General features: G+C 32.6%; 21 protein-coding genes. 16 read left to right on the top strand and 5 right to left on the bottom strand.

Annotation, left to right across the window (positions count from 1 at the left end):
- The 7 genes from HN894_12735 to HN894_12765 form a co-directional block, all read left to right on the top strand.
- Positions 1-612: DUF4062 domain-containing protein (locus HN894_12735; GenBank protein MBT7144185.1), on the top strand; the 612-nt coding region annotated here is incomplete at its 5' end.
- A gap of 6 nt (positions 613-618) precedes the next feature.
- On the top strand, positions 619-2,007 hold the full coding sequence (locus tag HN894_12740) for a hypothetical protein (protein MBT7144186.1): 1,389 nt from the start codon (positions 619-621) through the stop codon (positions 2,005-2,007).
- A gap of 33 nt (positions 2,008-2,040) precedes the next feature.
- Positions 2,041-2,355, top strand: a complete 315-nt coding sequence (locus tag HN894_12745) for a hypothetical protein (protein MBT7144187.1) — start codon at positions 2,041-2,043, stop codon at positions 2,353-2,355.
- 51 nt (positions 2,356-2,406) lie between these two features.
- A complete protein-coding gene (locus HN894_12750) occupies positions 2,407-3,930 on the top strand; it encodes an SAM-dependent DNA methyltransferase (GenBank protein MBT7144188.1) in 1,524 nt (507 codons plus the stop codon).
- A 565-nt stretch (positions 3,931-4,495) separates the two neighbouring features.
- Complete coding sequence (locus tag HN894_12755) at positions 4,496-5,176, top strand: ATP-binding cassette domain-containing protein (protein ID MBT7144189.1); 681 nt, start codon at positions 4,496-4,498, stop codon at positions 5,174-5,176.
- A gap of 302 nt (positions 5,177-5,478) precedes the next feature.
- Positions 5,479-6,336 carry an alpha/beta fold hydrolase gene (locus HN894_12760; protein MBT7144190.1) on the top strand — a complete coding sequence of 286 codons (858 nt, stop codon included), beginning with the start codon at positions 5,479-5,481 and terminating at the stop codon, positions 6,334-6,336.
- Between the two features lie 315 nt (positions 6,337-6,651).
- A complete protein-coding gene (locus HN894_12765; GenBank protein MBT7144191.1) occupies positions 6,652-7,959 on the top strand; it encodes a T9SS type A sorting domain-containing protein in 1,308 nt (435 codons plus the stop codon).
- A gap of 237 nt (positions 7,960-8,196) precedes the next feature.
- Here HN894_12765 and HN894_12770 read toward each other — a convergent pair whose 3' ends face one another.
- The gene (locus tag HN894_12770; GenBank protein ID MBT7144192.1) at positions 8,197-8,730 is read right to left on the bottom strand and encodes an RNA methyltransferase; all 534 of its coding nucleotides are present in this window, start codon (positions 8,728-8,730) and stop codon (positions 8,197-8,199) included.
- Positions 8,731-8,845: 115 nt separating this feature from the next.
- On the opposite strand from HN894_12770, the gene sucC reads away from it, so the two are divergent.
- From sucC to rlmB, 9 genes are all read left to right on the top strand, one after another.
- Positions 8,846-10,033: an ADP-forming succinate--CoA ligase subunit beta gene (gene sucC / locus HN894_12775; GenBank protein MBT7144193.1), complete on the top strand. Its 1,188-nt coding sequence runs from the start codon at positions 8,846-8,848 to the stop codon at positions 10,031-10,033.
- A gap of 24 nt (positions 10,034-10,057) precedes the next feature.
- Positions 10,058-10,870, top strand: coding sequence for a 3'(2'),5'-bisphosphate nucleotidase CysQ (cysQ, locus tag HN894_12780; protein ID MBT7144194.1), 813 nt, complete (start codon positions 10,058-10,060; stop codon positions 10,868-10,870).
- Between the two features lie 29 nt (positions 10,871-10,899).
- Positions 10,900-11,862: a glycosyltransferase family 2 protein gene (locus tag HN894_12785; protein MBT7144195.1), complete on the top strand. Its 963-nt coding sequence runs from the start codon at positions 10,900-10,902 to the stop codon at positions 11,860-11,862.
- 435 nt (positions 11,863-12,297) lie between these two features.
- Complete coding sequence (locus HN894_12790) at positions 12,298-12,537, top strand: transferase (GenBank protein ID MBT7144196.1); 240 nt, start codon at positions 12,298-12,300, stop codon at positions 12,535-12,537.
- A 237-nt stretch (positions 12,538-12,774) separates the two neighbouring features.
- Complete coding sequence (locus HN894_12795; protein ID MBT7144197.1) at positions 12,775-16,056, top strand: hypothetical protein; 3,282 nt, start codon at positions 12,775-12,777, stop codon at positions 16,054-16,056.
- Positions 16,057-16,083: 27 nt separating this feature from the next.
- Entirely contained in the window at positions 16,084-16,452 is a 369-nt protein-coding gene (locus HN894_12800) for a sulfite exporter TauE/SafE family protein (GenBank protein ID MBT7144198.1), read from the top strand.
- 64 nt (positions 16,453-16,516) lie between these two features.
- Complete coding sequence (locus HN894_12805) at positions 16,517-18,451, top strand: ABC-F family ATP-binding cassette domain-containing protein (GenBank protein MBT7144199.1); 1,935 nt, start codon at positions 16,517-16,519, stop codon at positions 18,449-18,451.
- 185 nt (positions 18,452-18,636) lie between these two features.
- Positions 18,637-19,926 carry a GWxTD domain-containing protein gene (locus HN894_12810; protein ID MBT7144200.1) on the top strand — a complete coding sequence of 430 codons (1,290 nt, stop codon included), beginning with the start codon at positions 18,637-18,639 and terminating at the stop codon, positions 19,924-19,926.
- A complete protein-coding gene (rlmB, locus tag HN894_12815; GenBank protein MBT7144201.1) occupies positions 19,926-20,711 on the top strand; it encodes a 23S rRNA (guanosine(2251)-2'-O)-methyltransferase RlmB in 786 nt (261 codons plus the stop codon). The genes HN894_12810 and rlmB overlap by 1 nt, the downstream gene beginning before the upstream one ends.
- 511 nt (positions 20,712-21,222) lie before the next feature.
- Here the strand turns inward: rlmB and HN894_12820 are convergent.
- The 4 genes from HN894_12820 to HN894_12835 all read right to left on the bottom strand — a co-directional run bounded on the left by HN894_12820 (position 21,223) and on the right by HN894_12835 (position 26,857).
- Positions 21,223-23,016: a T9SS type A sorting domain-containing protein gene (locus HN894_12820; protein ID MBT7144202.1), complete on the bottom strand. Its 1,794-nt coding sequence runs from the start codon at positions 23,014-23,016 to the stop codon at positions 21,223-21,225.
- A gap of 721 nt (positions 23,017-23,737) precedes the next feature.
- The gene (locus tag HN894_12825; GenBank protein MBT7144203.1) at positions 23,738-23,905 is read right to left on the bottom strand and encodes a hypothetical protein; all 168 of its coding nucleotides are present in this window, start codon (positions 23,903-23,905) and stop codon (positions 23,738-23,740) included.
- Positions 23,906-24,506: 601 nt separating this feature from the next.
- Positions 24,507-24,980 (bottom strand): hypothetical protein, encoded by a 474-nt coding sequence (locus tag HN894_12830; protein MBT7144204.1) that lies wholly within the window; start codon positions 24,978-24,980, stop codon positions 24,507-24,509.
- Positions 24,981-25,159: 179 nt separating this feature from the next.
- A complete protein-coding gene (locus HN894_12835) occupies positions 25,160-26,857 on the bottom strand; it encodes a hypothetical protein (GenBank protein ID MBT7144205.1) in 1,698 nt (565 codons plus the stop codon).
- Positions 26,858-26,881: the final 24 nt, after the last annotated feature.

Genomic DNA, 26,881 nt, shown 5'->3' on the forward strand with positions numbered 1-26,881 from the left:
AATATGATACAAGAAAGGAATCACATAAAGGTATTTGTAGCTACTACGGTTTATAATTTTGAAAGTGACTTAAATCGTATCTATGAGTTATTAGATAATTTAGGTTACGATGTATATATGTCTCACAAAGGAAGCATTCCTCTGAACAGTCGTTTATCCAACCTTATAAATTGCACTGATGGTGTAGAAGATTGTGATGTATTTCTAGGCTTTATTAGACCGTCATATGGCTCCGGTGTTTTAAAAAAAGGAGATAAATCGATAACACACTATGAATTTGAGACTGCTTATAAATTAGATATTCCACGCTTTGTTTTAGCAGATTACAGAGTGCCTTTTACCAGAGATTTATTCAGAAATAATAAAGTAATAAAGGATACTACCAATGAAGTATTAAAATTTGAGGATATTTCTTTCAAGGATAATAAGGTAATGGATACCCGTAGTGTTGAAATGTATAACGAAGCAATAAAAGACAAAGAAAAGCCAGCATCTAAACGAACTGGTAATTGGGTTCAATCTTATGTCGATATTAAAGATATTGTGTTACATCTTGAATCTCAATTTAAATATCCTGAACGGATTAAAAAATTAATAAATAACTCAAAATAATATATTATGGCAGCACAATCTTTTATCACAAAGCTCTTGAAGCAAGAAGATGTTAATATTGAGTTTAAATCTAAATTCAATATTCAGCTTACATTACAGACCGTATGTGCCTTTTTAAATGGTGAAGGTGGTTGGGTTTTAATAGGATATACAAATAAAAAAGCTATCGGTATAGCGGATTATGTCGAAGAAAAACTTGAAGAATTAGAAGCAGCAGTATTAAATAAAATAATGCCCCAGCCTTTGGTATACATAAATGAGGAATCATATCAGGGCAAAAAGCTTATTTTGGTTAATGTTCATAAAGGTTCCAATCAGCCTTATTCGTATGATGGTGAATATTATGTTCGTATGGGCAGTTCTACAAAAAAGGCAAATCCTGATGAAATAAGTTTACTTCTAAGGACAAGTCAGCCACAAACCTCTGTATGGGAGAAAATAAGTGTAACCGATGCTACAATTGATGATTTAGATAAAGACGAAATTCTTGCAACTATTAAAGATGCTAAAATTAAAGATAAAGGAAACAGTTTGCCGGAGTCTGTTGATGACTTTTTGTCTTATTTTAAAATGCTAGATTATTCTTTTGTAAGTAATGGAGCGATGCTTCTTTTTGGCGGAAAACCAGCAAAATATATTCCTCAGTGCAGAATAAGGATTACTGTTATGCCTTTCGGAAAAGAAGGAGGAAGTTTTGCCGACGAGGTGTTTATTGAAGACAATCTGTTTATAAGCTACAATAGAGTGATAGATTATTTCACAAAGAATTTACCACTTATTAGCGAATTTAATCCAGCTACAGGGCACAGACAAACTGCACCTAAATATCCAAATGAAGCACTCCGTGAGGCTGTAATAAATGCGATAGTTCATCGAGATTATTCCGATTTTTCAGGAGATGTCACGATAAATATTTATACCGATAAGGTTGAAATAATAAATTCGGGTGAAATCCCTGCAAATATTATTACTGAAGATAATAAGATATTGCTGCATCATTCTGTTTTACGAAATCCGTCTATAGCCCATATATTCCATTTAAGAGGTAAAATGGAGAAAGTGGGACGGGGTTTAAGTTTGATTAAGAATCAGTTTATCAAAGCAGGATATAAATCACCTGAATGGCGAAGTAAAGGAGGTTATACTACCTTAACTCTACATACTGAATCGGAACAGTTAAATGATAGAATGAATGAGTATTTAGCACAGCTCAAAAAAAGTAGTTTCTTTACTAGTAAGGAATATGAACAGTATTTTTCGGGGCGGATATCGGAAAAGACTGCTCGGAATGATATTTCTCTATTAGTTAGAAGTAAATATATTAATAAAGAAGGACAAGGCCCTTCCACTAGATATATAAGAACAAATAAAGAATTGCCGGATGTTGCCGGATAATATTTAAGTAGTCGTGCTAATAAAGCTTATTCAATGAGTATAAATAGTAATAATGTTAGTAGTTATAGTAGTGTTACTAAAGTAGCTCTTATAAATAGTAATGCTAATGCTTTTACCGGATATTGCCAAGTAAATACTTTAAGAGATATTGTTTGTAGGCGTACTGAAAGCTGTGAATTACCTGATAGTGTAGATGATATAAAAGATGATAGTTCTGCTGATAACATATATGGCTTTAATAATATTACCAGATATTACCGAATAAATAAGTATCAAATTAGTGCTGATAGACTTATTAAGAATGAAGATACAGTTAATAATAGTATTGCAACTACAGCAACGCTATGAATTGCCGGAAATTACCGGATAGATTAAAAAGTACATTTATATAGAACTAAAATGACCGATTCAAGCATAATATCAAAAATATGGAACCTCGCTGGCGTACTTCGTGACGATGGCGTAGGCTATGGTGACTACTTAGAGCAAATTACTTATCTGTTATTCTTAAAAATGGCAGATGAATTAAACAAACCACCCTACAATAAAGGGTTGCAGTTTCCTCGCATAAAGGATGTAGAGGGCAAAGAAATTGCAGATGGTGAAACCTGTGATTGGGAAACGCTATCGAGCAAACGAGGTGCTGAATTAGAATCGTTCTATTCGCAATTGCTACGCAGTTTGAGCACCGAAAAAGGAATGTTAGGGCAAATATTTACCAAGAGCCAAAATAAGATACAAGACCCTGCTAAGCTTTCGCGTGTAATCAACATGATAGACCAAGAACAATGGTCGATGATGGGAGCCGACATTAAAGGCAAGATTTACGAAGGTTTGTTGGAAAAGAATGCCGAAGATACCAAGTCGGGCGCAGGGCAATATTTTACCCCTCGTGCTTTGATAAAAACAATGGTGGCTTGTGTGCAACCCAAACCCATGAAAACCATTTCCGACCCTGCATGTGGCACAGGCGGTTTCTTTTTAGCTGCTTACGATTGGATTGTAGCCAATAACCAACTCGACCGTGAAGAAAAGGAGTTTATAAAAAACGATACTTTTCACGGAAATGAAATTGTAGCCAACACACGCCGTATGTGTTTAATGAATATGTATTTGCACAACATTGGTGAGATAGATGGTATGAGCTTCATTTCATCAAATGACGCTTTGGTCTCCGACGAGGGTAGCCGCTACGATTATGTTTTGGCTAATCCACCTTTCGGCAAGAAAAGCAGCATGACCATTACCAACGAACAAGGCGAAGCTGAAAAAGAAGATTTAAGTTACAACCGTCAGGATTTTTGGGAAACCACTTCCAACAAACAGCTTAACTTTTTACAGCACATAAAAACACAATTAAAAATTACGGGTGAAGCTGCCGTAGTTTTACCCGATAATGTATTATTCGAAGGTGGTGCAGGCGAAGAAGTCCGAAAACAATTAATGCTGACTACCGATTTACATACCATTCTGCGTTTACCAACAGGCTTGTTTTATGCACATGGCGTAAAAGCAAATGTGTTATTCTTCGATAACAAAGCAGCTAGTAAAGAAGCACAAACCAAAGAAGTGTGGATTTATGATTACCGTACTAACATTCATCATACGCTTAAGAAAAAGCAAATGTCTATGGCTGATTTAGCCGACTTTGTTAAGCTGTATAATCCTGATAATAGACACAAACGAACTGAGACTTGGAGCGAAGAAAATCCCGATGGACGTTGGCGTAAATATGCTTATGAAGAAATACTGGCGAGAGATAAAACCAACTTGGATATATTTTGGCTCAAAGACAAAAGTCTGACTGATTTGGATAATCTACCAGACCCTGATATTTTGGCAAACGAGATTATTGAAAACTTAGAATCGGGATTGAATAGTTTTAAGGGAATAATGGCAACTATAAACGGACAAACAGAATAATATGCCAGCACTTTGCATCCATACACATTGTCAAATAGTGCAAAAAGCCTACAACACGAAAAATTCTTGTCATAGAGAGTGCAATACCACCACTTTTTTGTCGGCTAGAAAAAACTAAATTAGGACAGTGCCAAATTGAAAATGAAATGACAAAAATAAAGAAGGCCCAGCATACAACACCTAAGAATACGAAAACAACAAAAAACCACCAAACCGAGCTCAGTAGTTTTAATATTTTTTATTTGTAGCAATATTTGAATGAAGACAATACGATTAATATTAACATTTTATAAGTCATTCGCATTTATTAGTTTATTAATAACTTGCACTTGCCTAGGACTTCTATATGGTTTTGGAGCAAAAGGGATTTACATGATTCAAGCATTATTTTGGTTTAAGATTATTACGCTTGCATTAACTGTATATTTTGTAAATATTTATAAAAAAAATCAATTTTACTATTATAAAAATCTTGGTTTGTCAAGATTGATAATTTGGATTCCTATTATAGTCTTTGACTTTTTATTATTCTTAATTCCTTCAATAATTTTAGCATCACACCTTCATGAAACACTCCCTGGAAGTTGACAGTATAATTCTTGAATTTGACACTAAAAGAATACTTCAGGATGTTTATCTCAAAAATGAAACTGGGAAAACAACTGGAATTCTTGGGCGAAATGGCTCTGGAAAAACATGTCTTTTGAATATTATCTATGGAGAACTTAAAACAAATAATAAGTCAATTCGATTGGATGGAAATGCTATATATGATGGATATCGAAATCCTGAAATTTTACGATATTTGCCTCAATTCAATTTTATCCCGCGAAACATAAAAATCAAAAGAATTTTTAAAGACTTCAACATAGATTTTTCTCAGTTCATTGGATACTTCCCAGAATTCAAAAAATACTACAATTCAAAAATAGGAAATCTATCAGGAGGGGAAAATAGAATCGTTGAGATTTACTCAATAATTGCTTCAAAAACAAAATTTTGCATGTTGGATGAACCGTTTTCACAAGTTATGCCTGTGCATGTTGATACAATAAAAAACATTGTGAGAGCTGAGAAAGAAAAAAAAGGAATTATTATTACAGACCATTTATATGAACACATAATTGATATTTGCGATGATATTTATGTAATTTCTAATGGCAAAACATATTTGACTCAAGACAAAGCGGATCTAATAAAACATGGATATATAAATCAAAAAGGTTCCCAACACCCAAGAAAATAAAAACAGCGAAAAACTAATAAGTCCCAATGAAAAATAGGGATTTACTTTTTTTCACCATCTTTACATATTTAATGAAATTAAAAGATGAGTTTACAAGATTTTTACTGAATTTGTTGGTTTGGGTTTAGTTCAACATCCAAGATAAATAATTGGGCAGAAAATGGTAGATATGAATGAATTAGTAATAAATAAACACAGTAGTAAAATGAAATTTTGGAGCATTGAAATGCCAAACACATCATATTCAAAATTTGATGTGTAAGCAAAACAAACGACAGAATTAATATTTAGAAGGACAAAATATGACAACAGAAAATAAAGCTTGGTTAGACAAAAAACAATATCCATTCAATTCAAATTATTTTGATTTACCAATTGGAAAATTGCACTATGTGGACGAAGGAAAAGGCGAGCCAATTGTTTTTGTTCACGGAAATCCAGGTTGGTCTTATGAATATAGAAAATCAATTAAGGTATTATCAAAAACAAATAGATGCATTTCGGCAGACAATATTGGTTTTGGACTTTCTGATAAACCATTTGACTGGAATTACTTACCGAAAAATCACGCTGCAAACTTTGAAAAATTCATCAATCATTTGAATTTAGACAAATTTGTTTTAGTAGTAAATGATTGGGGTGGACCGATTGGATTATCCTATGCGATTAATAATCCAGACAAAATAAAACACTTGATTATTACAAATACATGGATGTGGTCAGCCAAAGACGACCCATATTACAAAAAATTTAGTGGATTTGTTGGTGGACCTATAGGACGGTTTTTAATAAAGAACTTTAATTTTTTCGGAAAGATAATAATCAAAAAATGTATCGTTGACAAAAAACATTTTGATCCCACAATTTACAGACATCTTGAAACAAAAAAGGATAGAAAAGGTTGTTGGACTTTTCCTAAACAAATAATTGCATCAAGTGAATGGCTTGACAGTTTATGGCAGAAACGCAAGAATTTAGACAATATTCCAAAAACATTAATTTGGGGAATGAAAGACATTGCATTTAGAGAACAAGAATTAAATGTTTGGGAAAAGGAATTAACAAACAAAACGGTCATAAAACTTGACAATGTTGGGCATTATCCACACGAAGAAGCTACTGGAATATTTATTGAAGAATTAAAGAAAGCCAGCACATAATGCACCTACGAATATAAAAGTAGCAAGAAACCAAAATACATGGTTTATTGCCGATTAAAATTCGGGATTGATTAAATCCTAAATTTAATGAAAATGGTAGTCGAAATTTTGTTACATAATTTGAAAAGGTTTTTGTTGCTCTTTTTTGGAAGAACTATTTCAAAATAATTGACCTTTATAAAATTGCTAATTTACTTTTATAGTATATATTTGTTTTTTTTAATTATCAAAAATGAGAGTTTTGAAATGAATGCCAGATAAGGATTTATAAACTAAAATAGAAAAAATACAGTATTAATTAATAATCTAAAAAACATGTTACTAAAGAAAAACAACATTAAAACAATCGCAACACTAATTCTACTTTTAATTACTTCAATCACTTATTCCCAATCTTTACCTATTGATTTTGAAACAGCGGTAGTAACTTCCGATTTCATCGATTTCGATGGAGGAACAGGAACAGTAATAGCAAATCCTCAGGCTAATGGTTTAAATACCAGCACAATGGTAGCACAAATAGTAAGAGATGGCGGACAGACTTGGGCCGGTAGTAAAATCCAATTAGATGCCAATCTCGATTTTTCAAGTTCGACTTCTATTTCAATGAAAGTTTACACTTCGGCTCCTATTGGAACTACTGTTAAATTCAAACTCGAAGGATCTGGTGAAACAGAAAGAGATGCCCAAACTACTGTCTCCAGCGAGTGGGAAGTATTAACATGGGATTTTTCAGGTGAACCTGCCAACTACAACGAAATTGTTTTTATGTTCGACTTTGGTAATGTTGGAGATGGTTCTGCAAGCTCAACTTTCCTTTTCGATGATATCGAACAATTTTTCGGTGGTACTCAAATTGATTTACCTGTAGATTTCGAAGGCTCAATCATAAATTATACCACAACTGATTTTGGCGGCAATGAATCTTCTCTAGTAGCTGATCCGACAGATGGAAGCAATATGGTTATTAAAGCCATCAAAACTGCTCAGGCAGAAACATGGGCCGGTACTACTATTGGTACTCCTGCTGGATTTGCCACAGATATTCCTTTGACCTTGACTAACTCAAAAATGACGGTTAAAGTATGGTCTCCCGATTCTAATACTCCTATCAGATTGAAAGTCGAAGATTCGAATGATCCAACTCACACTTGCGAAACAGAAACCAATACTACCGTTTCAGGTGATTGGGAAATAATAGAATTTGACTTCATAAACCAGGCTCCCGGCACAGAATTATTAAGTGTTGGTTTAAACATGGGTTGGACTTATAATATGGCATCAATCTTCTTCAATTTTGGAACAGATGGAGCAACTGCAGGAGAAAAAACATATTATTTCGACGATGTGGAATTTGGAGAATTACCGCAAGGAACAAACAATATAGAAGTAAATGGACTGAATGTATTTCCCAATCCGTCAAATTCTCAGTGGACTATTTCTTCTGAAAACACAAATATTACTTCCCTGCAAGTATTTGACTCACAGGCAAAGCTTATACTAAATCACATTCCTAATAGCCATATTGCGAAAATTGATGCCTCAAACTTTGCTCAAGGAATTTATTTAGCTAAAATTTCAACTAATTCAGGAACTAGTTTAATCAAACTTTTGAAGGAATAATTTGGCTTGGTGATAAAAAATAATTGAAATTCAAATATTCTAAACAGATAAAATTTTTATAAATTACCTTGTGAAACTTAGTACATTCTTTATGGCACTTTGCAACAGCATTCATAAAGTGCTATAAAGAAGACTCAAAGTTGCTCATTGAAAAATTAGCATATAAAATCCTGCATACCAAATAATTGAAGGAATATATTTTATATTCGAGCCTTGGTTATATAAAACAAAACTTTATCAAATTCCTTTAAAGCTTTTAAAAAACTCCCACAAAACAATACCCACACTCACAGAAATATTCAGCGAGTGTTTTGTACCAAGTTGTGGAATTTCAACACAATAATCACTGTCATCAATCGCAGTCTGTTCTACTCCTTTCACTTCATTTCCAAAAATCAAAGCATACTTCAATTCATCCTTAATCTCAAATTTCTCAAGAAAAACACTTCCTTTGGCTTGCTCTACTGAAACAATAGTAAAGCGTTTTTGCTTCAAATCATCAAGAGCATCCATTGTTGTTTTAAAATATTTCCAATCTACAGATTCGGTAGCACCGAGTGCAGTTTTATGTATATCTTTATGTGGTGGGCAAGCAGTAAATCCACAAAGATAAATTGCTTCAATTAAAAATGCGTCTGCTGTCCTAAAAGCCGACCCAATATTGTTCAAACTTCTTACATTGTCAAGAACAATTATTATAGGAATTTTTTGTGCTTTTTTGAACACTTCCACCGTTTTTCTATCAATTTCATCTATTCTAAGTTTACGCATAAAACTATGATTTTTAGGTCAAAAAATAAATTTGTCAAAATTACTTTTGTAGAAACTCTTAAACAAATTATCTTAGGCAATTATTTAAATTGAATATTTTTTTAATTATTTTGTAATGAACATACACGAATATCAAGGAAAACGGATATTGAGAAAGTTTGGAGTTGCAGTGCCAGAGGCACAAGTTGCAGATTCTCCGGATTCAGCAGTCGAAGCTGCAAAAAAAATCAGGTCAATAGCAAGCAACGATAGTTGGGCTGTGAAAGCACAAATTCATGCAGGCGGAAGAGGAAAAGGTGGAGGCGTAAAAATAGCTAAATCTTTAGATGAAGTAAAACAATTTGCCAAAGAAATTATTGGTATGCAGTTGGTTACCCATCAAACCGGACCTGAAGGAAAAAAAGTAAATAAAGTTCTTATCGAACAAGGAATTTTTTATCCTGGCGAAAGCGAAATCAAAGAGTTTTATATGAGCGTACTTTTAGACCGCTCATCTAGTAAAAACATAGTGATGTACTCCACTGAAGGCGGAATGGATATTGAGACTGTTGCCGAAAAAACTCCACATTTGATTTTCAAAGAAGTAATAGATCCAAAAGTTGGAATTCAAGCTTTCCAAGCAAGAAAAATTGCGTTCAATCTTGGGCTCTCAGGCAAAGCTTTCAAAGAAATGACAAAATTTGCAGTTGCCTTATATAATGCTTATGAAAAATGCGATGCTGCTCTTTTCGAAATTAATCCTGTTTTTAAAACTTCCGATAATCTAATCCTTGCTGCCGATGCAAAAGTTTCAATAGACGACAATGCTTTATACCGACAAAAAGAATTTGCTGAGTTTAGAGACATCAACGAAGAAGACCCAACAGAAGTAGAAGCCGGAAAATACGATTTGAATTTCGTGAAACTTGACGGAAATGTTGGCTGCATGGTAAATGGTGCAGGTCTGGCCATGGCTACAATGGATATTATTAAACTTTCGGGCGGCGACCCTGCAAATTTCCTTGATGTCGGGGGCTCGGCAAATGCAGAAACTGTTGAAGCAGGTTTTAGAATTATCTTGAAAGACCCAAATGTTAAAGCCATTTTAATTAATATATTTGGAGGAATTGTTAGATGCGATAGAGTTGCTCAAGGTGTTGTCGAGGCATACAAAAGTATTGGAAATATTAAAGTTCCGGTAATTGTTCGTCTTCAGGGAACCAATGCCGAAGAAGGAAAAGAACTTGTAGATAAGTCCGGATTAAAAGTTTACTCAGCAATTACACTGAAAGAAGCTGCCGATTTGGTAAAAAAAGTTGTATAATATAATCAAATAATGGATATAAATATTATTAAAAATATTCTTTCTGTTGCAGTGAAAGCTTCATTAACTGCCGGAAAGGATATTTTGGAAATATATCAAACCGCCGATTTTGGTATTGAAATGAAAGGAGACAATTCTCCCTTAACATTGGCAGACAAAAAAGCTCATCGCACAATTGTAGATTTTTTGCAAAAAACAGATATTCCTGTCCTTAGCGAGGAAGGACGAAATATTGCTTACGAAGAACGGTCGAATTGGGATTATTTTTGGTTGGTAGATCCTTTAGATGGTACCAAAGAATTTATTAAGAGAAATGGAGAATTTACAGTAAACATTGCTCTTATTAACAATGGAATTCCCGTAGCCGGTGTAATTTATGTACCTGTTTTAGAAGATCTGTATTTTGGTATAGAAAATTTAGGAGCATTTAAAATCGAAAAAATTGCAATTGAAAATGAAAGTAATTTTTCAATAAATAAACTTATCGAACGTGCCGACAAGCTACCGAAGAACATAAAAAAAGAGAAATATACTGTAGTAGGAAGCCGTTCTCATATGTCTGCTGAAACCGAAGAATTTATCAATGAGCTGAAAAAAACAAATGGCGATATTGAAATGATTTCCAAAGGTAGTTCTCTTAAATTGTGCATGGTGGCCGAAGGATTTGCAGATATTTACCCTCGATTTGCACCAACCATGGAATGGGACACAGCCGCAGGACATTCTATATGCATCGCTGCCGGTTTCTTAGTTACAAAACAAGATGGAAAAACCCTTCTTAAATACAATAAAGAGAATCTTCTAAACCCTTGGTTTATAGTCAAGCCCAATGGATGAATTGAAATAAAATATAAATCAATTTTATTATGAAAGAATTTCCTTTAGTATCAATTATCTCGGTTAATTACAATCAATCTGCCGTTACATTCGAAATGCTGGATTCATTGAAAAACATTTCGTATCCAAATATTGAAATAATAATCGTTGACAATGGTTCACCCTCTGACAAGCCGGAACTTATAAAAGAAAAATATCCCTACGTAAATTTAATTATAAGCAAAAAAAATCTTGGATTTGCCGGAGGAAACAACATTGGTGTGAAAGAGGCAAAAGGGAAATATATTCTTTTTCTGAACAATGATACTGAAGTTGAACCCGATTTTTTAGAACCTCTCGTCGAAAAATTGGAAAGCGATGAGAAGATTGCAATGGCATCGCCGAAAATTGTTTTTTATTATAGCGAAAACAAAAAAATGATTCAATATGCAGGTGCAGTTGCAATTAATCCATTCACCGGACGTGGACGAAATATTGGATATCAAGAAATTGATACCGGTCAATATGACACTACCAGAGAATCTGATCTGGGACATGGTGCATGTCTTTTGGTGAGGATGGAAACTATGCTTGAAATGGGCTTGATGCCCGACATTTATTTTCTTTACTATGAAGAACACGACTGGTGTGCAATGTTCAGAAGAGCTGGCTACAAAGCATTCTATGTAGCAAATTCAAAAATTTATCATAAAGAATCTATTTCTATTGGGAAAAATTCTCCTTTGAAGGTTTATCATATGGGGCGAAATAGAATTATCTATTTACGTAGGAATACAAATTTTCTGACTTTCGTAATAAGCATTCTCTTCTTTTCATTTTTATCTGTACCAAAATCGATGGTACAATTTCTGCTTAAGCGAGAATTTAAATTATTTGCTGCATTTTATAAGGGAATATTTTGGAATTTTTTCAATTATAAGGGAATTCATCAAAACCCAAAATTGAAAAAATCAGAAAATAAGCAGTTTGAATTATACGACACTTATTTTTAGATAATTGTGTTTTTTTTCATCGATTTTATTTGAAATTATTAAAACCTTATTGCTATGAAAGAACTCTTGAAACGCGAATTGCAAAAAATGATGACTGACAGAGGTATTGAAAAAACTTCTCTGATAGTTTATATTCTATTTATTTTTAGAATAATTGGTATTGCCTGGAATATTTTCAAAACGAAAATATACTTAGTAAGATGCAACAAAATAGGACCTCTCGTGCAAACGAAAGGATGCCCACAAATTAGAAACAAAGGGAAAATTACAATCGGGAATGTTGTTAGTATTTGGTCTAATATCCACAAAACAAGACTTTCAGCCCATCGAGGCGGTGTGTTAGAAATTGGCGATAATAATTATTTAAATGGGGTTTTTATCTCGGCATCTGAAAAAATTGTCATAGGGAACAATTGCAAATTCGGACCTCTTACAATGATTATGGATAGCGATTTTCATGATATAAAAGATCATACAAAAGGTGGAGCAAAATCAGGAATTATTATTGAAGACGATGTTTGGATTGGCGCAAGAGTTACTATTCTAAAAGGCGTGAAGGTTGGGAAAGGCTCGGTGGTTGCAGTTGGCTCTGTTGTTACGAAAGATGTTCCTGAAAATTCGATTGTTGGAGGTGTTCCTGCAAAAGTTGTTAAAACCATTGATAGAGAAAGTTAGGCATTCGATATTTTCAAATCTGAATTTTCATGAAGACATTTTTATAATAAAGGTATTAAAACCTATTAATCTTCTAAAAGGAATAAAAAAAATACATACTTCACAAAAATTTAATTCAGAAAATAAACTAACAACTTAATAAACAATATTTTCTAAAATAATTGAAGGCAATTTAATTTAATAATATTCAAGGAAAAAGTGAACAAAATTTTCTTTTTAATAAGAGAAATTATAAAAATGCTAAGAATAGGTTTTTTAGTGAAATATATATATTTATTTTTCATAATCCTGGTTCTTGGAGTTCCTGATTTGCAAAGCCAATTCTACAACGGACATCAAATGACCTTTGGCAAAAATAGAGTACAATATGAGCAATTCTTTTGGCAATTTTACAGATACGACAAATTTGATGTTTACTACTACGTTCATGGAAAAGAATTGGCACTTTTCACGGCAAAAACCGTTGAAGCTAAGATTGGCAGTTTAGAAAAATATTACCAATACTCTTTAGATAAACGGTTCATCTTCATCATATTCAATAAATTATCAGATTTTCGACAATCAAACATTGGTTTAGTTTCGGAAAACGAACTCGGAAATATTGGAGGAGTTACAAAAATTATTGATAATAAAGTTTTTTTGTATTTCGAAGGCGACCATAACCAAATGGAAAAACAAATTGTAGCAGCAATGACTGAAATTTTGATAAATGAGCTTCTTTATGGAAATAGCATAAAAGACAATTTTGCAAATTCAACACTGCTCACAATTCCGGAATGGTATAAAAGTGGCTTGATATCGTGGACGGCAGAGAATTGGAATTTCGAATTAGAAGACAAAATTAAAGACGGGATTTTAAGCGGAAAATACGAAAAATTTAATCATTTAACCGGCGAAGATGCAAAATACGCAGGACATTCGATTTGGAAGTTTGTAGCAGAAACCTATGGCGAAGACATAATTCCGAATATTATTTATTTGACACGAATAAGCAAAAATTCGGATAATGGTTTCCTTTATACACTTGGCATTCCATTTTCTCAACTTTCAGACGATTGGCTGATTCATTATTCAATGAAATATTTTGAGAATTCTGTTGAAGAAAAACTACCTGACAAATCATTGATTATCAATAAAGCAAAATCAAATAGAAAATACCAAAATCCGAAAATTAGTCCGAATGAAAAATATATCGCATATGTTACGAATCAACAAGGGCGATATAAAATTTGGCTATATGATATTGAAAATTCGAAGCGAAAGTGTATTCTAAAAAGAGAACATAAAATAGAGCAAATTACAGACTACTCATATCCAATAATAGAATGGCACCCAAGTTCTAAAATCCTTTCATATATCACCGAACGTAAGGGAAAAATATTATTCTCAAGATATGAACTTGACGAAAAAAAAACAAGCTCTCTCGAACTTTTTTATCTCGACAAAATATTAGACTACTCATTTTCACAAAATGGAATAAATCTTGCAATGTCGGCTAGTGTAAATTCACAAACCGACATCTATATTCATAATTTAATTTCACACACTAACCAACAGATTACAAACGATATAGCAGACGATTTTAATCCCCAATTTCTAAACAATTCAAAACAAATTATTTTTAGTTCCAACCGAAAAAATTCTTTCGCCAACAATCCTGAATCCAAAAATGATTATCAATTGAAAAACGACATTTATATTGCTGATGTTGAAAAAGATAGTGTCAAAATATTTCAGATTACAAATACTCCATACATCAACGAAAGCTTCCCGTATGAAATTGAAAAACATAAGTATATATTTTTGAGTGATGCAAGCGGAATAATAAATCAAAATATTGCAATTTTTGATAGTACCATAAACTTTATCGACACAGCAATTCATTATAGATATTTCACAAATATTTTCCCCTATTCAAGTTATTCTCGAAATATTTCAACTCACTCAATCAAGAACAATAAAACAGCAGGACTATTTGAAAAAGAAGGAAGACAACATATATATTATGATGAAATTTTAATTCCTGAAACTTTTAAAAATAATGAATTGACCGAAACAGAATTTCGAAAAAAATATACTGCCGATTTCATTAAACTTGATAGCCTAAAAAACCTATCCCAAGAAATTCAAACAGAAATAAATGATGAAAATCAACTACATATTCCAAAAGAACCGGCAGATAGTCTGATTGATATTTACAATTACACCTTTGAAATAGAAAAAGCACCGGACAAAAATACTGATCATTCTGCCAAAGAAAAAGCAAAATCGCAAAAAAATAAAAGACTGATTTCGAGAATTTACAATACTGCATTTTATACAACTAGTTTAGTAACACAAATTGATTTTAGTTTTCTAAATGCCTCATATCAAACATTCACAGGTGGCGAAGTATATTTTAATCCCGGCCCAAATGTGTTCTTTAAACTTGGAACAAATGACCTTTTTGAGGATTATAGAATCACTGGAGGTGTAAGGCTTTCGCCCAATCTTCAAAGTAATGAATACTTGCTAAGTTTCGAAAATCTGAAAAAGAGGATCGATAAACAAGTAATTTTTCATAGGCAAACTTTCAAGAATACAAACTACTCGGTAGTTTCTTCATTTTCTGATCCATCCTTTGAAAAATATTATACACATGAGTTGATGTATATTTTGAAATTTCCCTTTAGCCAGGTTTCAGCTATAAAAGGAACTGCAAATTTCAGAATAGACAATTTAGTATTTTTAAGTACAGATCATGCAAATCTAATTCACGATAATGAGCTAAGTTCCTGGGCTGGACTAAAATTTGAATATATTTTCGACAATACAATTTCCAAAGGCTTAAATATTTATAATGGAACCCGTATGAAAATATTTGCTGAATCGTATTTCAAAATGGATCATGGATATTCAGATTTATTTGTTGTGGGTGCAGATATTAGACATTATCAAAAAATTCATCGCAATTTGATTTTTGCAAGTCGTTTTGCAGCAAGCAGTTCATTCGGACAAAGTTTATTAATTTACTATCTCGGTGGAGTTGACAATTGGTACAATTTTTCGACTCTGGTACCCACTTTCGATCCATCAATTAGAATTGATGAATCTAAAAATTATGTGTATCAAACAGTTGCAACAAATATGAGAGGATTTTCGCAGAATATCAGAAACGGAAATAGTTTTGCTGTTTTGAACAGCGAATTGCGTTTTCCTTTCATCAGATATTTTGCTAACCGCCCCATAAGCAACGATTTCATAGCTAACCTTCAGGCAATTGGATTTGCAGATATTGGCTCGGCATGGACAGGGTTTTTACCCTTTTCAGAAGAAAATGCTTATAATTCCGAAGTAATTGACCAACCGCCTGTTTTAGTAATAATTGACCACAACAAAAACCCTTTTGTTTTTGGATATGGTTTTGGCTTACGATCAAGGCTTTTCGGATATTTTGTCCGTGCAGATTGGGCATGGGGAGTCGATACAAATGTTATTTTGCCACGATTATTTTACCTCTCGTTAAGTTTAGATTTTTAAAAATAACAAATTCTCAAACACAATAATATGCAACTTGTTGAAATACTTTCCTTAGTACTTATTGGATTACTCGCCGGTTTCATAAGCGGTGGTTTTGGAGTAGGAGGCGGAATAATTATTGTTCCGGCTTTGGTATTTTTTTTAGGTTTGAGCCAACAGCAAGCACAAGGAACAAGTCTTGCCTTGATGGTCTTTCCAATAGGTTTAATCTCAGCATTTAACTATTTTAAAGCCGGTCAAATAAATATAAAGTTTGTGCTAATAATTGTTGTTGCATTTTTCATTGGATCTTACTTTGGTTCGATAATAGCTTTAAAACTTCCGGCAAAATTGTTACGCCAAATATTTGGAATAATAATGCTTATTGCTGCTTTCAAAATGATTTTTAGCAAATAAAAACTAATTAGAAAAAAATGAGAACAGCAACGCATTTCTAACTAATGATTTAATTTAAAATTATATGATTTCTTTAAATCAAATATCTGTTTTTTTTGGCAGTTTTGTCCTTTTCAAAGACATTTCGTTTCTGATAAACCAACAAGATAAAATCGGTTTGGTTGGCAAAAACGGTGCTGGCAAATCTACTTTACTAAAATTGATAATTGGAGAGCAAACTGCTGACAATGGAAAAATTAATTTTCCCAATGAATTAAAATTTGGCTACTTACCTCAACAAATGGTAATTAAAGACCAAAGAAATGTGTATGACGAAATTATGTCAGCTTTCGACGAAATTATTTTCATTGAAAAAAAAATAAAAACTTTAAATCATGATATAAGTTCGAGAACAGATTACGAAACCGAAGAATATTTGGATTTAATAGACTCACTTTCGGTTGCAAACGAACGATTTCAAATTTTAGGAGGTAATTCAATACAATCCAAGATTGAACAAACCCTGTTAGGTCTCGGATTTGAAACCTCTGATTTTCAAAGACCTACAAATGAATTTAGCGGAGGTTGGAGAATGAGAATCGAATTGGCAAAAATTCTAATTTCAAAACCAGATTCAATTCTGCTTGATGAGCCTACAAATCATCTTGATATTGAATCGATTCAATGGCTCGAGAACTTTCTAATAGAATATACCGGAGCTGTAGTATTAATTTCGCACGACAGAGCGTTCCTCGACAATGTAACAAAACGAACAATAGAAATATCCTTAGGAAAAATTTACGATTATAAAGTTCCCTATTCGAAGTATCTGTATTTGCGTGACGAACGCCAACAGCAACAAATCGCTGCATATAGAAATCAGCAAAAAATTATTGAAGATACCGAGGCATTTATCAAGAGATTTAGATATAAGGCAAGCAAAGCCGTGCAAGTTCAAAGCCGAGTAAAACACCTCGAAAAACTTGACAGAATAGAAATTGATGAACAAGATTTATCTAAAATTCATTTCAAATTTCCGCCGGCACCACATTCTGGAAATATAATTGTTGAAACCAAAGGTCTCTCTAAAAATTACGGAAATTTGTCTGTACTTAAGGATATTGATTTTTTTATTGAGAAAGGAGAAAAAATTGCTTTTGTTGGTAGAAATGGGGAAGGAAAAACTACACTGTCGAGAATCATTATGGGCGAATTGGATCACTCAGGAATGTGCAAAATAGGACATAAAGTCAAAATTGGATATTTTGCCCAAAATCAGGATGAACTTTTAGATGAAGCCAAAACTGTTTTTGAAACACTCGACGAAATTGCAACTGGCGATATTAGGACAAAAACGAGGAATATTCTCGGCTCATTTCTTTTTAGTGGCGAAGATATTGAGAAAAAAGTGAAAGTGCTTTCGGGAGGAGAACGCTCACGATTAGCTCTTGCCAAACTCTTGCTCGAACCTGTAAATTTATTAGTGCTCGACGAGCCTACAAATCATCTCGACCTTCGCTCCAAAGATGTATTGAAAAAAGCTTTGCAACAATTCGACGGTACTATTATCATTGTTTCGCACGATAGAGATTTCTTAGATGGATTGGTTAGTAAAGTTTATGAATTTAAAAACAAAAAAGTTAAAGAAAATATTGGCGGCATTTATGAATTTTTGCAACGAAAAAGAATTGCTTCCTTAGTTGAGTTAGAACGCAAAAAGGCTATAAAAACAAAAAATATTGAACAATCAATAAGCGAAAACAAGAAAAGTTATAAAGAAAAGAAAGAGCTTGAAAAAATAATCAGGAAAATCAGCAATAAAATTTCAAAATCAGAAGCCAAGATCTCAGAACTCGAATCAGAAATCAAAGAAATGGATATACTTTTGTCCGATTCCGAGAAAATTAGCGACAACTCGTTATTTTCTACTTATGAAGAAAAAAAGAAAGAGCTTGAAATTGAATTAGGAAATTGGGAATTATATTGCCAGGAGCAAGAAGAGTGGGAGAATAAAAGATAACTAAAAAAGAAGTATCTTTGCATAAATGAAAAATTTATTGAAAATATGGAAAAATATATTCGATTTGATTGGAAAATCTTGAAATCCATAGCAATAAAAAACATAAGCAAAAGAAGTATTTTTAATGCACAAATTTCTAAAATTACAGCTGAAAAAATTGATGATATAATTATATATATTGCTGAATGAACGAACGAAACCTTTTTATGAAGATAAATCCAATTTCAATCCTTTCAACTATTTTATTAGTTGGTTTATTTTCCTGTGCGGCATACAATTATTCTGTCAGCAATAGGAATGTAGCCTATATTTACCAATCCGGGAAATCAACTTTAAATCCCGAGTTTTTAGTCTATCATATTTCAGATACAAGTTCTTCGCTGTTTTTTAAAATAAATGCAAACGAATTGACCTTCATTGCAGCAAAAGAAACAGCTGAAGAAATCTCTAAAATTAAAATTCATTATCAAATTATCTCATCATTAGATAGTTACGAATTGATTGACAGTGCCAGTACAATTTTACTTATTAATAAAGCAAATATTTCCGAAATTTTTATTTCATATATTCCCCTGACTATCCCTGACAAATCGAAATATAACATTGAGATTGTAACAACAGATTTGTTAAGAAATGAAAAAAAACACTCATTTCTAACTATTGATAAGCTTAATAAGTTTTCAAGGCAAAATTTTTTATTGAAGTTAAACAATGAAGTCTATTTTAAAAATCATTTAATAGAGGGCGAAAAATTCAGTATCAATTGTACAAGAAACCATTTCGAAAACATTTATATTTCCTATTTTAGTAAGACCTTCCCGCATCCCTATCCCCCATTTTCAATTATAAATCCAAAATCGTTTTCCTTTGTAGCGGATAGTGTCTGGACAATCCCAAATCAAGATTATTTTTCTTTCGAGCTGAAATACAATGGCATGTATCATTTCAGGATAGATTCAACTAAAAAAGATGGGATTACTTTATTCAATTATGACGAATATTTTCCCGAGTTCAAAACTGCCAATAAAATGATAGATCCATTGATATTTATAACTTCTAAAAAAGAGATGAAACAACTTCTCGAATTCGGAAATCCAAAACTTGCTATTGACAGTTTTTGGCTGAAAAAGTCTGGAAATATCAATCGTGCAAAGCAACTAATAAGTGTTTATTACTCAAGAGCAAAATATTCAAATATTTATTTCAGTTCGTATCAAGAAGGCTGGAAAACAGACCGTGGCATGATTTACTCCATTTTCGGAGAACCAAGCACAATTTATAAATCCAACAAAAATGAACGTTGGATTTATGGAAATTCCAATTCGGACTATTCATTGGATTTTACATTCAACAAAGTACAAAACACTTTTTCAGAAAACGATTATGTATTGATACGTAACGATATATACAAAAACAGTTGGTACAAAGCAATTGAAACTTGGAGAGATGGAAGAATTTACTCTATTGGGAAATGATGATTTGGAGAATTGAAGGTTTGAAAATAAAAAAAATGGCAAAATCAACGGAAATATACGGAATCAGGACAACAATTGAAGCAATAAAGTCTGGAAAAATTTTAAATAAAGTTTTGATAAAAAAAGGCTTAAGATCTACTATTTTCTCAGAATTATTCGATTTGGTTAAAAAATACGAAATCCCGTATCAGTATGTACCAATAGAAAAATTGAATAGAATTACAAATGCCAACCATCAGGGAATTGTAGCAGATGTTTCAGTAATTGAATATCAAAAAATCGAAAATGTTTTACCTGCGATTTACGAAAATGGGAAAACTCCTCTAATTTTGATATTGGATAAAATTTCAGACGTTAGAAACTTTGGAGCAATTGTCAGAACTGCCGAATGTGCAGGAGTTGATGCAATAATAATCCCTACTTTTGGTTCGGCCAGAATTAGTGCCGATGCTATAAAAACATCAGCAGGTGCGTTATTTTCGGTTCCAATTTGCCGAAGTTTTAATTTGAAAGAAACAATAGTTTTCTTAAAGAACAGTGGTTTGCAAATTGTTGCAGCAAGCGAAAAATCAAGCAATTACTATTACACGATAAATTTCACATTGCCAACAACAATTATTTCCGGTTCCGAAGAAAAAGGAGTTTCTAACGAATATTTGAAACTTTCTGATATAAAAGTTCGCATTCCACAATTTGGCAAAATTGACTCACTGAACGTTTCAATAGCAAGCGGAGTTATAATTTATGAAGCTATTAGACAACGGATGATTGGCTCAGTTGTATAATGGATTTTTTCAAAAGCATTTTTTGTCCGGATTTTATATTAAGGCATGCCTATTTTCATATAGTGTAATCACTGATAATCAATATATTATATTCAAACAATTTGTTGTATTCAATGGTTTATTAAGTTATTGACTATCTTGATAAATGCGTTTCAATATATTTTATCACTAATGGCAAAATAAAATATTTTACCCATTAGTGACAAAATGTAAAGATGAATAAAAAAATGAATTTACAGTAAAAGGTTTGCCTGAGTTGTTGGACAAAAAAATGCAATAGAAAATCCGTTTCCATTCAATACCCGCGAATCATAAAAAATACATTCAGAAAATCCTATAAAAAAACACTGCTATGTACTACCTTGGGCTTAGTCCAATCCCAATTTTTCATCAGGACTGAGTCAGGCACAGTAGTTCCACGTTGTTTTTATATTCTTAGGTGTTGGTAGTTGTTTTCTATGAAAGAGTGAATTTGTTCTACTATCAAAATATTCAGTAATTTAATTAATTCCTATTGTTTAATCAACTTTAATGCCAACCGTTTATTGTTTTTTAGTCTAATATAATAAACCCCAGCTGGTAAATCTGAAATATTAATTATTGTTATTGTGGCCACTTCTTTCTCTTTTACTATTCGTCCGATTGCATTATAAATTTGAATCTGTTCCTGTATAATGTTTTTTGTAAATTTAATAGTAATAGTTTCGGATGCGGGGTTTGGGGACATACTCCAAAATAAATTCTGATTGCAATCATTAATGTTTTCTATTCCTACTACTACTCCACAATCATATTCAATAACATATGAGGTGGTATCAAGAGGGCAATTGGAGTTTGGAGCAACAATCTTACACTCATATATTCCCGAGCCGGTAATTAATAATGTATCTTCATTAGACATATTTGATAATAGTATACTATTTTTAAACCATAGGATAATTTCTGAGCCAGATAGAAAACCATTAACATGTAATACTGCAAATGCTACTGTATCTCCTACACAAGGATCACCAAGTGCGTCATAGAAATAACCCGACCATTCAGGAGTTTCTGAATATGCTTCTGATAATTCAGAACAACCATTAACGGTAGAAATAACAGAAAATCCCGAAATATTATATTGAGCATAATCGGATAAATATTGATTAGTTTCAGTTATAGGCAATCCCCATACTAACCATTGATAAGTATCTGCAGCTTGTGTCCAAAGAGTATCAACATTACACAACCAGGGATGAGATGTAATAATGGTTGGTGTATGGCTACAAAATTGAATAACTGTATCCTTAATACTGGTATATGATCCCTGTAGATCACAATTTGTTGTTGTTAATTCAACTATGTAGTTTCCATCTAAAAGATAGGAATGTGTTGGATAGTGCAGAGTCGATGTAGTATTATCACCAAAGTCCCAAAAATAATTTTGCTGAACACTTTGGAGATTTTTTGGACTAAAAAATACTTCATTTACGCCGGAGCCTGTTGTATATCCAAAATCGGAAATTGGAGGTTTCTTATAATCCCACAAATTCAAATTGTCATAAACTTTTGTTTTGGCTGCACTTCTAATAATAGAAGCAACAGTTGCATTTAAACCGAAATTAAATGTGATCAATGTAGGGTCTTTTTTGAAAACTGCTGCATAAAAACAACATGCTGCAGCATAAGACCCCGTAGCTGATGGATGACTTTCGTCTGCTTGATACAATTCAATGCTTGGATGATTTTGCCGAAGATAACTCCATACAACAGATACAGGAGAAACTTCTCCATTCACAAATAATGTTTTTTCCAAATATTTGTTTCTTAATGTAGTGTCCATACCTTGATAAGTACACATTACAGGGAAAGCTAAACAATTTGACGCATCTCCATTTTTTCTCCCCCAAGTCATAAAGGGCATAATTATAGTACAAGGATTATATTGTCTGATTTGGTTATATAAAGCTGAGAAGCCATTTGCAAAATCATAGGGATTCGTAATTGGTTCTTGACTTTGTCCTTGCAAAACAATGTAATCCCAACAACCAGCCACTATTTTATTTTGGCTAACAGCATTAAGGCTATGATCTATTAACTGGTATCCTCCAGGCGTATGACTGTCAAAAATCAAGGTATCTCCAACTGATAGGGCAACATCACTTATAATTTGGGGTAAATTATTAACTCCGGTATAACTATTTCCTAAGAATAGAACCTTGTTACTTTGTTGGCCTTTTAGCACTGACCCCGAACATAAGAGTAGTAATGACAAGAAAATGATAAGAAAATGATTTTTTTTATTTATTGTTATGTACTTTTTCATTTGAATTGTTTTTAAGATTACAAATTCATCTGTATAATTTAAATATCCACTTGGTGCTTTCCTGTCAGACCATGATGAAGTTTGAGCGGGCTACAAACCTTGAAATATATTGCTTTTCCTGCCAATACTTATACAAAATGTTGAACTAAACCCAAGCCAGCTAATTCAGTAATAATCACGTAAGTTCATCTTTGTTAATTTATTAAAATATGTAAAGATGGATAAAAAAAGTGAATTTACAGTAAAAGGATTGCCTGAAATATTGGACAAAAAATGCAACAGGAATTCCGCCTCTCTCCAAAATCCCTGAATTATTAAAATTACATATAGGATAAGACCTACCCAATAAACCCTCTGGCTTGGATTTAGTTCAATCCCGATTTTTCATCGGGACTGAACCCGGCTCAACAGTTTTACGCTGCTTTTATATTCTTAGGTGTTGTGTGGCGTTTATATTCTTTTCTCGGCGAAGTAAATATTTCAATTTTGAGTTCTTCCATTTCGATAAATTGTTCTGTAAACTTTAAGTCAATGGAGTATTTTACAATCAATATTTTTGTCCGCATTACAATCTTCTAATGTTCTTATTCTTCAGTTTCCAATTTTAAAATTCGAATCCTATTTCCGGTTAAACAATTTTAATGAAGCCAGAATATTATAAAAACTTTCAATTAATTCTCTCTTTTTGCTAATTCGCCAATTTGAAAAGTTCCTCAAAATTCTAATTAGAATTACGTTTGTATATCAATAAAGCGAAGAAGAGTAAATTTAATATCAGGAATACAATATTGACAGTTCTTGCAAAAGGAGGTGCTCCATCTGGCCATATTTGTCCTAATAAAACAACTAAATTCAGAACTATCAGCACTATTATTCCCGCTTTTTTCATTTTTGAAATTGTTTCCATTGATTTCTATGTAATAATTTTTTCATTCCACGAATTTCAATTTTTCAAATGCCACAAAACATTAGTACATCCGGAAAATTCCGGATATTTCTTTATTATATTTTTTAATTTCTTTATCAATTAAACTATTTCTAATTTCATTTTTCAAATATAACTATTTCATCATAATTATATCATATTGTTTAATCGAACTCTGATTATTGCAAACAAAACATAAATAGACAAGCTTGTGAAAATGCTGATTATTTGATATTAAAAATAGCTCCAAAGAAGAATTGTGCTTGATTATCATACCCTATGCTGTTTAATCCAAAGTTCCATGTAACATCTATATAGTGTATCTAAGAAAACAGTTCAAAATTAAAAATATCTCTTTTTGCGATATTTCTATTTTTTTCATTTGTCTAACACAAAAGCATTTACTGCATGAAAGAAAATAGAAATCTCTTTAAAATAAATTATTTTATAAAAATTGCCTGTTTTCTTAGATACACTATATATGGAAAACCAATATATACGTAATAGCCTAGCTCCTTAGATTTTTGAGCAGACGACTCCGAATTATAATAATTAATCTCATCTGTTAAAGGAAGCACCACACCAACAGATATTTCTGAATACCTTTTGAGTTTGCCAGACCTTGTTCTACCACGTTACTGTCCTTAACCTTTACATTTGAATTTACAATTGTTTTCCAACTTAAACCAAGTCTTCCAACTTTAGACATATATTGTCCTTCATTATATCCCACAGGATTAAAAAACAAGCCAAATTCAGGAACAATAAAATGATGAACAGGAGCCTCAACCCTATAGAATGTTTCAGAATTACTATCTCGCGAAATAGCCCATTTCACATTTCCTGATGTTTCAAAATGAAGAGGGTAACCTGCTTTAACTCCGAACCAAGGCATTACCCACTTCACATTCGTTGGACGAGACTCTTTAGTTTTATATGTCCAACCCAAACCTGCCTCTCCGGTAATATAAATCATGTAAGGTTTATAATAGGCTCCAACTACACCAAGTCCTATTACTCCCAGTACTGAAAAATTCAAATTAATATCCAATTTATAACTCTAACTCATTACTTTGTCCGCCGTTATATTGGGATATTTACTGGTTTGTGCCTGAATATTTGCAACCAGCAAAAGCAAAAACATGAGAACAAATAAATTCGTAATTACCATAGAACCGTAAACTTTTCTTGTAACATCTTCCATGATTAATATTATTTTTAAAGTTCAATTTTTGCCATATAAATCTTCTTTCCCTTTGGTCCTTTTTCTCGTCCTGTAAAATAGATGGCATTATCAGTAAATATGGCTGGGAAACTTCCCATTGTAAAGAATTCTTTTCCATTCATTATCAAACGATTACTAATTTCCATGGTATTAGTATTTATTCTAACAATTTGGGATTGTAGAAAAACCTCGTTTAATTTCTTCACGGTTGTCGTTTTTAGGGTTCCAGCACTATTTGCTAATTTGGTGCTAGAATGAGAGACTTTAGCATTATTGCTATGTTCATACAATTGTTCATTTAATACTAAATAAATGTTATCGCCTTTCATATGAAGTTGATAGTCATACATTATACCTTCAACTTTTTTATCAATTCGTGGAATTCTATAAAAGGCTTTCAGGTCGCCTTCAGATGATAACTGAAGTGAATAGGTTCCTGTTGCAGACTGTGCAATAATAAAACTGTCGCCATTGGGCAGTGAAATTATTTCTCTAATATGCTGTAAATGAGGCTGACCAAAAACATTTTTGGACTTTTCGCCTTTGGGAACTATAAGTTTACTTTCAATAAGCTCCTCACTAAATAATTTTGAATAGAGCACTTTACCATCCTTAACTCTTGATACCTGAATATCTTCAACTTTTTTCAGTTGTATCCCATCTGCATTTCTCGCCCAACCATCAAAAGAAGCCTTACCAAGTCCTATTACATAGGTTGACTCATCACCTTCCAATATTCTAAATGAAGCCCATAGTATTTTATTAATAAATGAAACAGAATCCACTAACTCATAGTTATCGCTAAAGCGCATTAATGTAGCATGGGTTTTTCTATCCTTCCATAAAAAATGCTTAAGGGATTTAACATTAGTTGGTCCATTAAGTGGTGCAAACAAAACTGATAAATTATCGTCTTGCCCCAGACCGGAGCCCATTGTTTGAGCAGTGTATGGCAATGGATAAATATTATATCTGGTGTCATCAAAGTTTTTGCCATCGATAGCCAGTATTGCTACTTGATTTCCTGAAGTGAGCCACGGACCTTTAGTTTTTATTTTCTCAGTAATTATCCCAGCCGCAAGTACAGGAGAGTTTGCCGGAGCAGTTAAGGGATTTCCGTATTTATCCAATTCCCGATAAAAACTATTGCCAGTTGAAATAGCATCAATTTTGGAAGTGGTTTTATATCCACTTGGTCTAATTCTCCAAATATCTCCGGTTTTTGGCTTTAACTTTTTTTCTTCAACAAAATTTAGTCCAGTGAAAATACCCATATAATAGACTTTTATCATTTTTCCAAGATATATTTTCATGCCTCCGCCAAAGGCAGCAGTTGCTTTAATAAATTTCTGATTATTGGGGGCAACCTCCTCTACTTTTTCTTTTGGCATATACCATACAAAGTCATTGGTAGCCTCAGCATCATCTACAAAAACATCTTGCATATCACTGTATTTCAGATAAGAATCAAAATGATACTGATCGAGTTGAATACCCTCCTTTTTAGCGGAAGTAAGGTATAAAACTTTAAACTTACCATCATCGAGATATGTACCTGCATAACGACCTTTTTTAGAGGCCTTGCTTAATTCCGTTTCTTCAAGTTGATTGATTTTGAGATCTTGAGATTGTGTATTATAGACAAGAAGTATGCATAGTAGGATTGTTAAATATATAAATGAATTTTTCATTGTGTTGTCTTTTAAGGTTTAGTA

Source organism: Bacteroidota bacterium (assembly GCA_018692315.1).
GTDB lineage: Bacteria > Bacteroidota > Bacteroidia > Bacteroidales > JABHKC01 > JABHKC01.

Excerpts from the sequence above, each read along its gene's own strand:
- HN894_12740 (MBT7144186.1), top strand. The coding sequence starts at position 619 with ATGGCAGCACAATCTTTTATCACAAAGCTCTTGAAGCAAGAAGATGTT.
- HN894_12745 (MBT7144187.1), top strand. The coding sequence starts at position 2,041 with ATGAGTATAAATAGTAATAATGTTAGTAGTTATAGTAGTGTTACTAAA.
- HN894_12750 (MBT7144188.1), top strand. The coding sequence starts at position 2,407 with ATGACCGATTCAAGCATAATATCAAAAATATGGAACCTCGCTGGCGTA.
- HN894_12755 (MBT7144189.1), top strand. The coding sequence starts at position 4,496 with ATGAAACACTCCCTGGAAGTTGACAGTATAATTCTTGAATTTGACACT.
- HN894_12760 (MBT7144190.1), top strand. The coding sequence starts at position 5,479 with ATGACAACAGAAAATAAAGCTTGGTTAGACAAAAAACAATATCCATTC.
- HN894_12765 (MBT7144191.1), top strand. The coding sequence starts at position 6,652 with ATGTTACTAAAGAAAAACAACATTAAAACAATCGCAACACTAATTCTA.
- HN894_12770 (MBT7144192.1), bottom strand. The coding sequence starts at position 8,730 with ATGCGTAAACTTAGAATAGATGAAATTGATAGAAAAACGGTGGAAGTG.
- sucC (MBT7144193.1), top strand. The coding sequence starts at position 8,846 with ATGAACATACACGAATATCAAGGAAAACGGATATTGAGAAAGTTTGGA.
- HN894_12785 (MBT7144195.1), top strand. The coding sequence starts at position 10,900 with ATGAAAGAATTTCCTTTAGTATCAATTATCTCGGTTAATTACAATCAA.
- HN894_12790 (MBT7144196.1), top strand. The coding sequence starts at position 12,298 with ATGATTATGGATAGCGATTTTCATGATATAAAAGATCATACAAAAGGT.
- HN894_12795 (MBT7144197.1), top strand. The coding sequence starts at position 12,775 with ATGCTAAGAATAGGTTTTTTAGTGAAATATATATATTTATTTTTCATA.
- HN894_12800 (MBT7144198.1), top strand. The coding sequence starts at position 16,084 with ATGCAACTTGTTGAAATACTTTCCTTAGTACTTATTGGATTACTCGCC.
- HN894_12805 (MBT7144199.1), top strand. The coding sequence starts at position 16,517 with ATGATTTCTTTAAATCAAATATCTGTTTTTTTTGGCAGTTTTGTCCTT.
- HN894_12810 (MBT7144200.1), top strand. The coding sequence starts at position 18,637 with ATGAACGAACGAAACCTTTTTATGAAGATAAATCCAATTTCAATCCTT.
- rlmB (MBT7144201.1), top strand. The coding sequence starts at position 19,926 with ATGATTTGGAGAATTGAAGGTTTGAAAATAAAAAAAATGGCAAAATCA.
- HN894_12820 (MBT7144202.1), bottom strand. The coding sequence starts at position 23,016 with ATGAAAAAGTACATAACAATAAATAAAAAAAATCATTTTCTTATCATT.
- HN894_12825 (MBT7144203.1), bottom strand. The coding sequence starts at position 23,905 with ATGAAAAAAGCGGGAATAATAGTGCTGATAGTTCTGAATTTAGTTGTT.
- HN894_12835 (MBT7144205.1), bottom strand. The coding sequence starts at position 26,857 with ATGAAAAATTCATTTATATATTTAACAATCCTACTATGCATACTTCTT.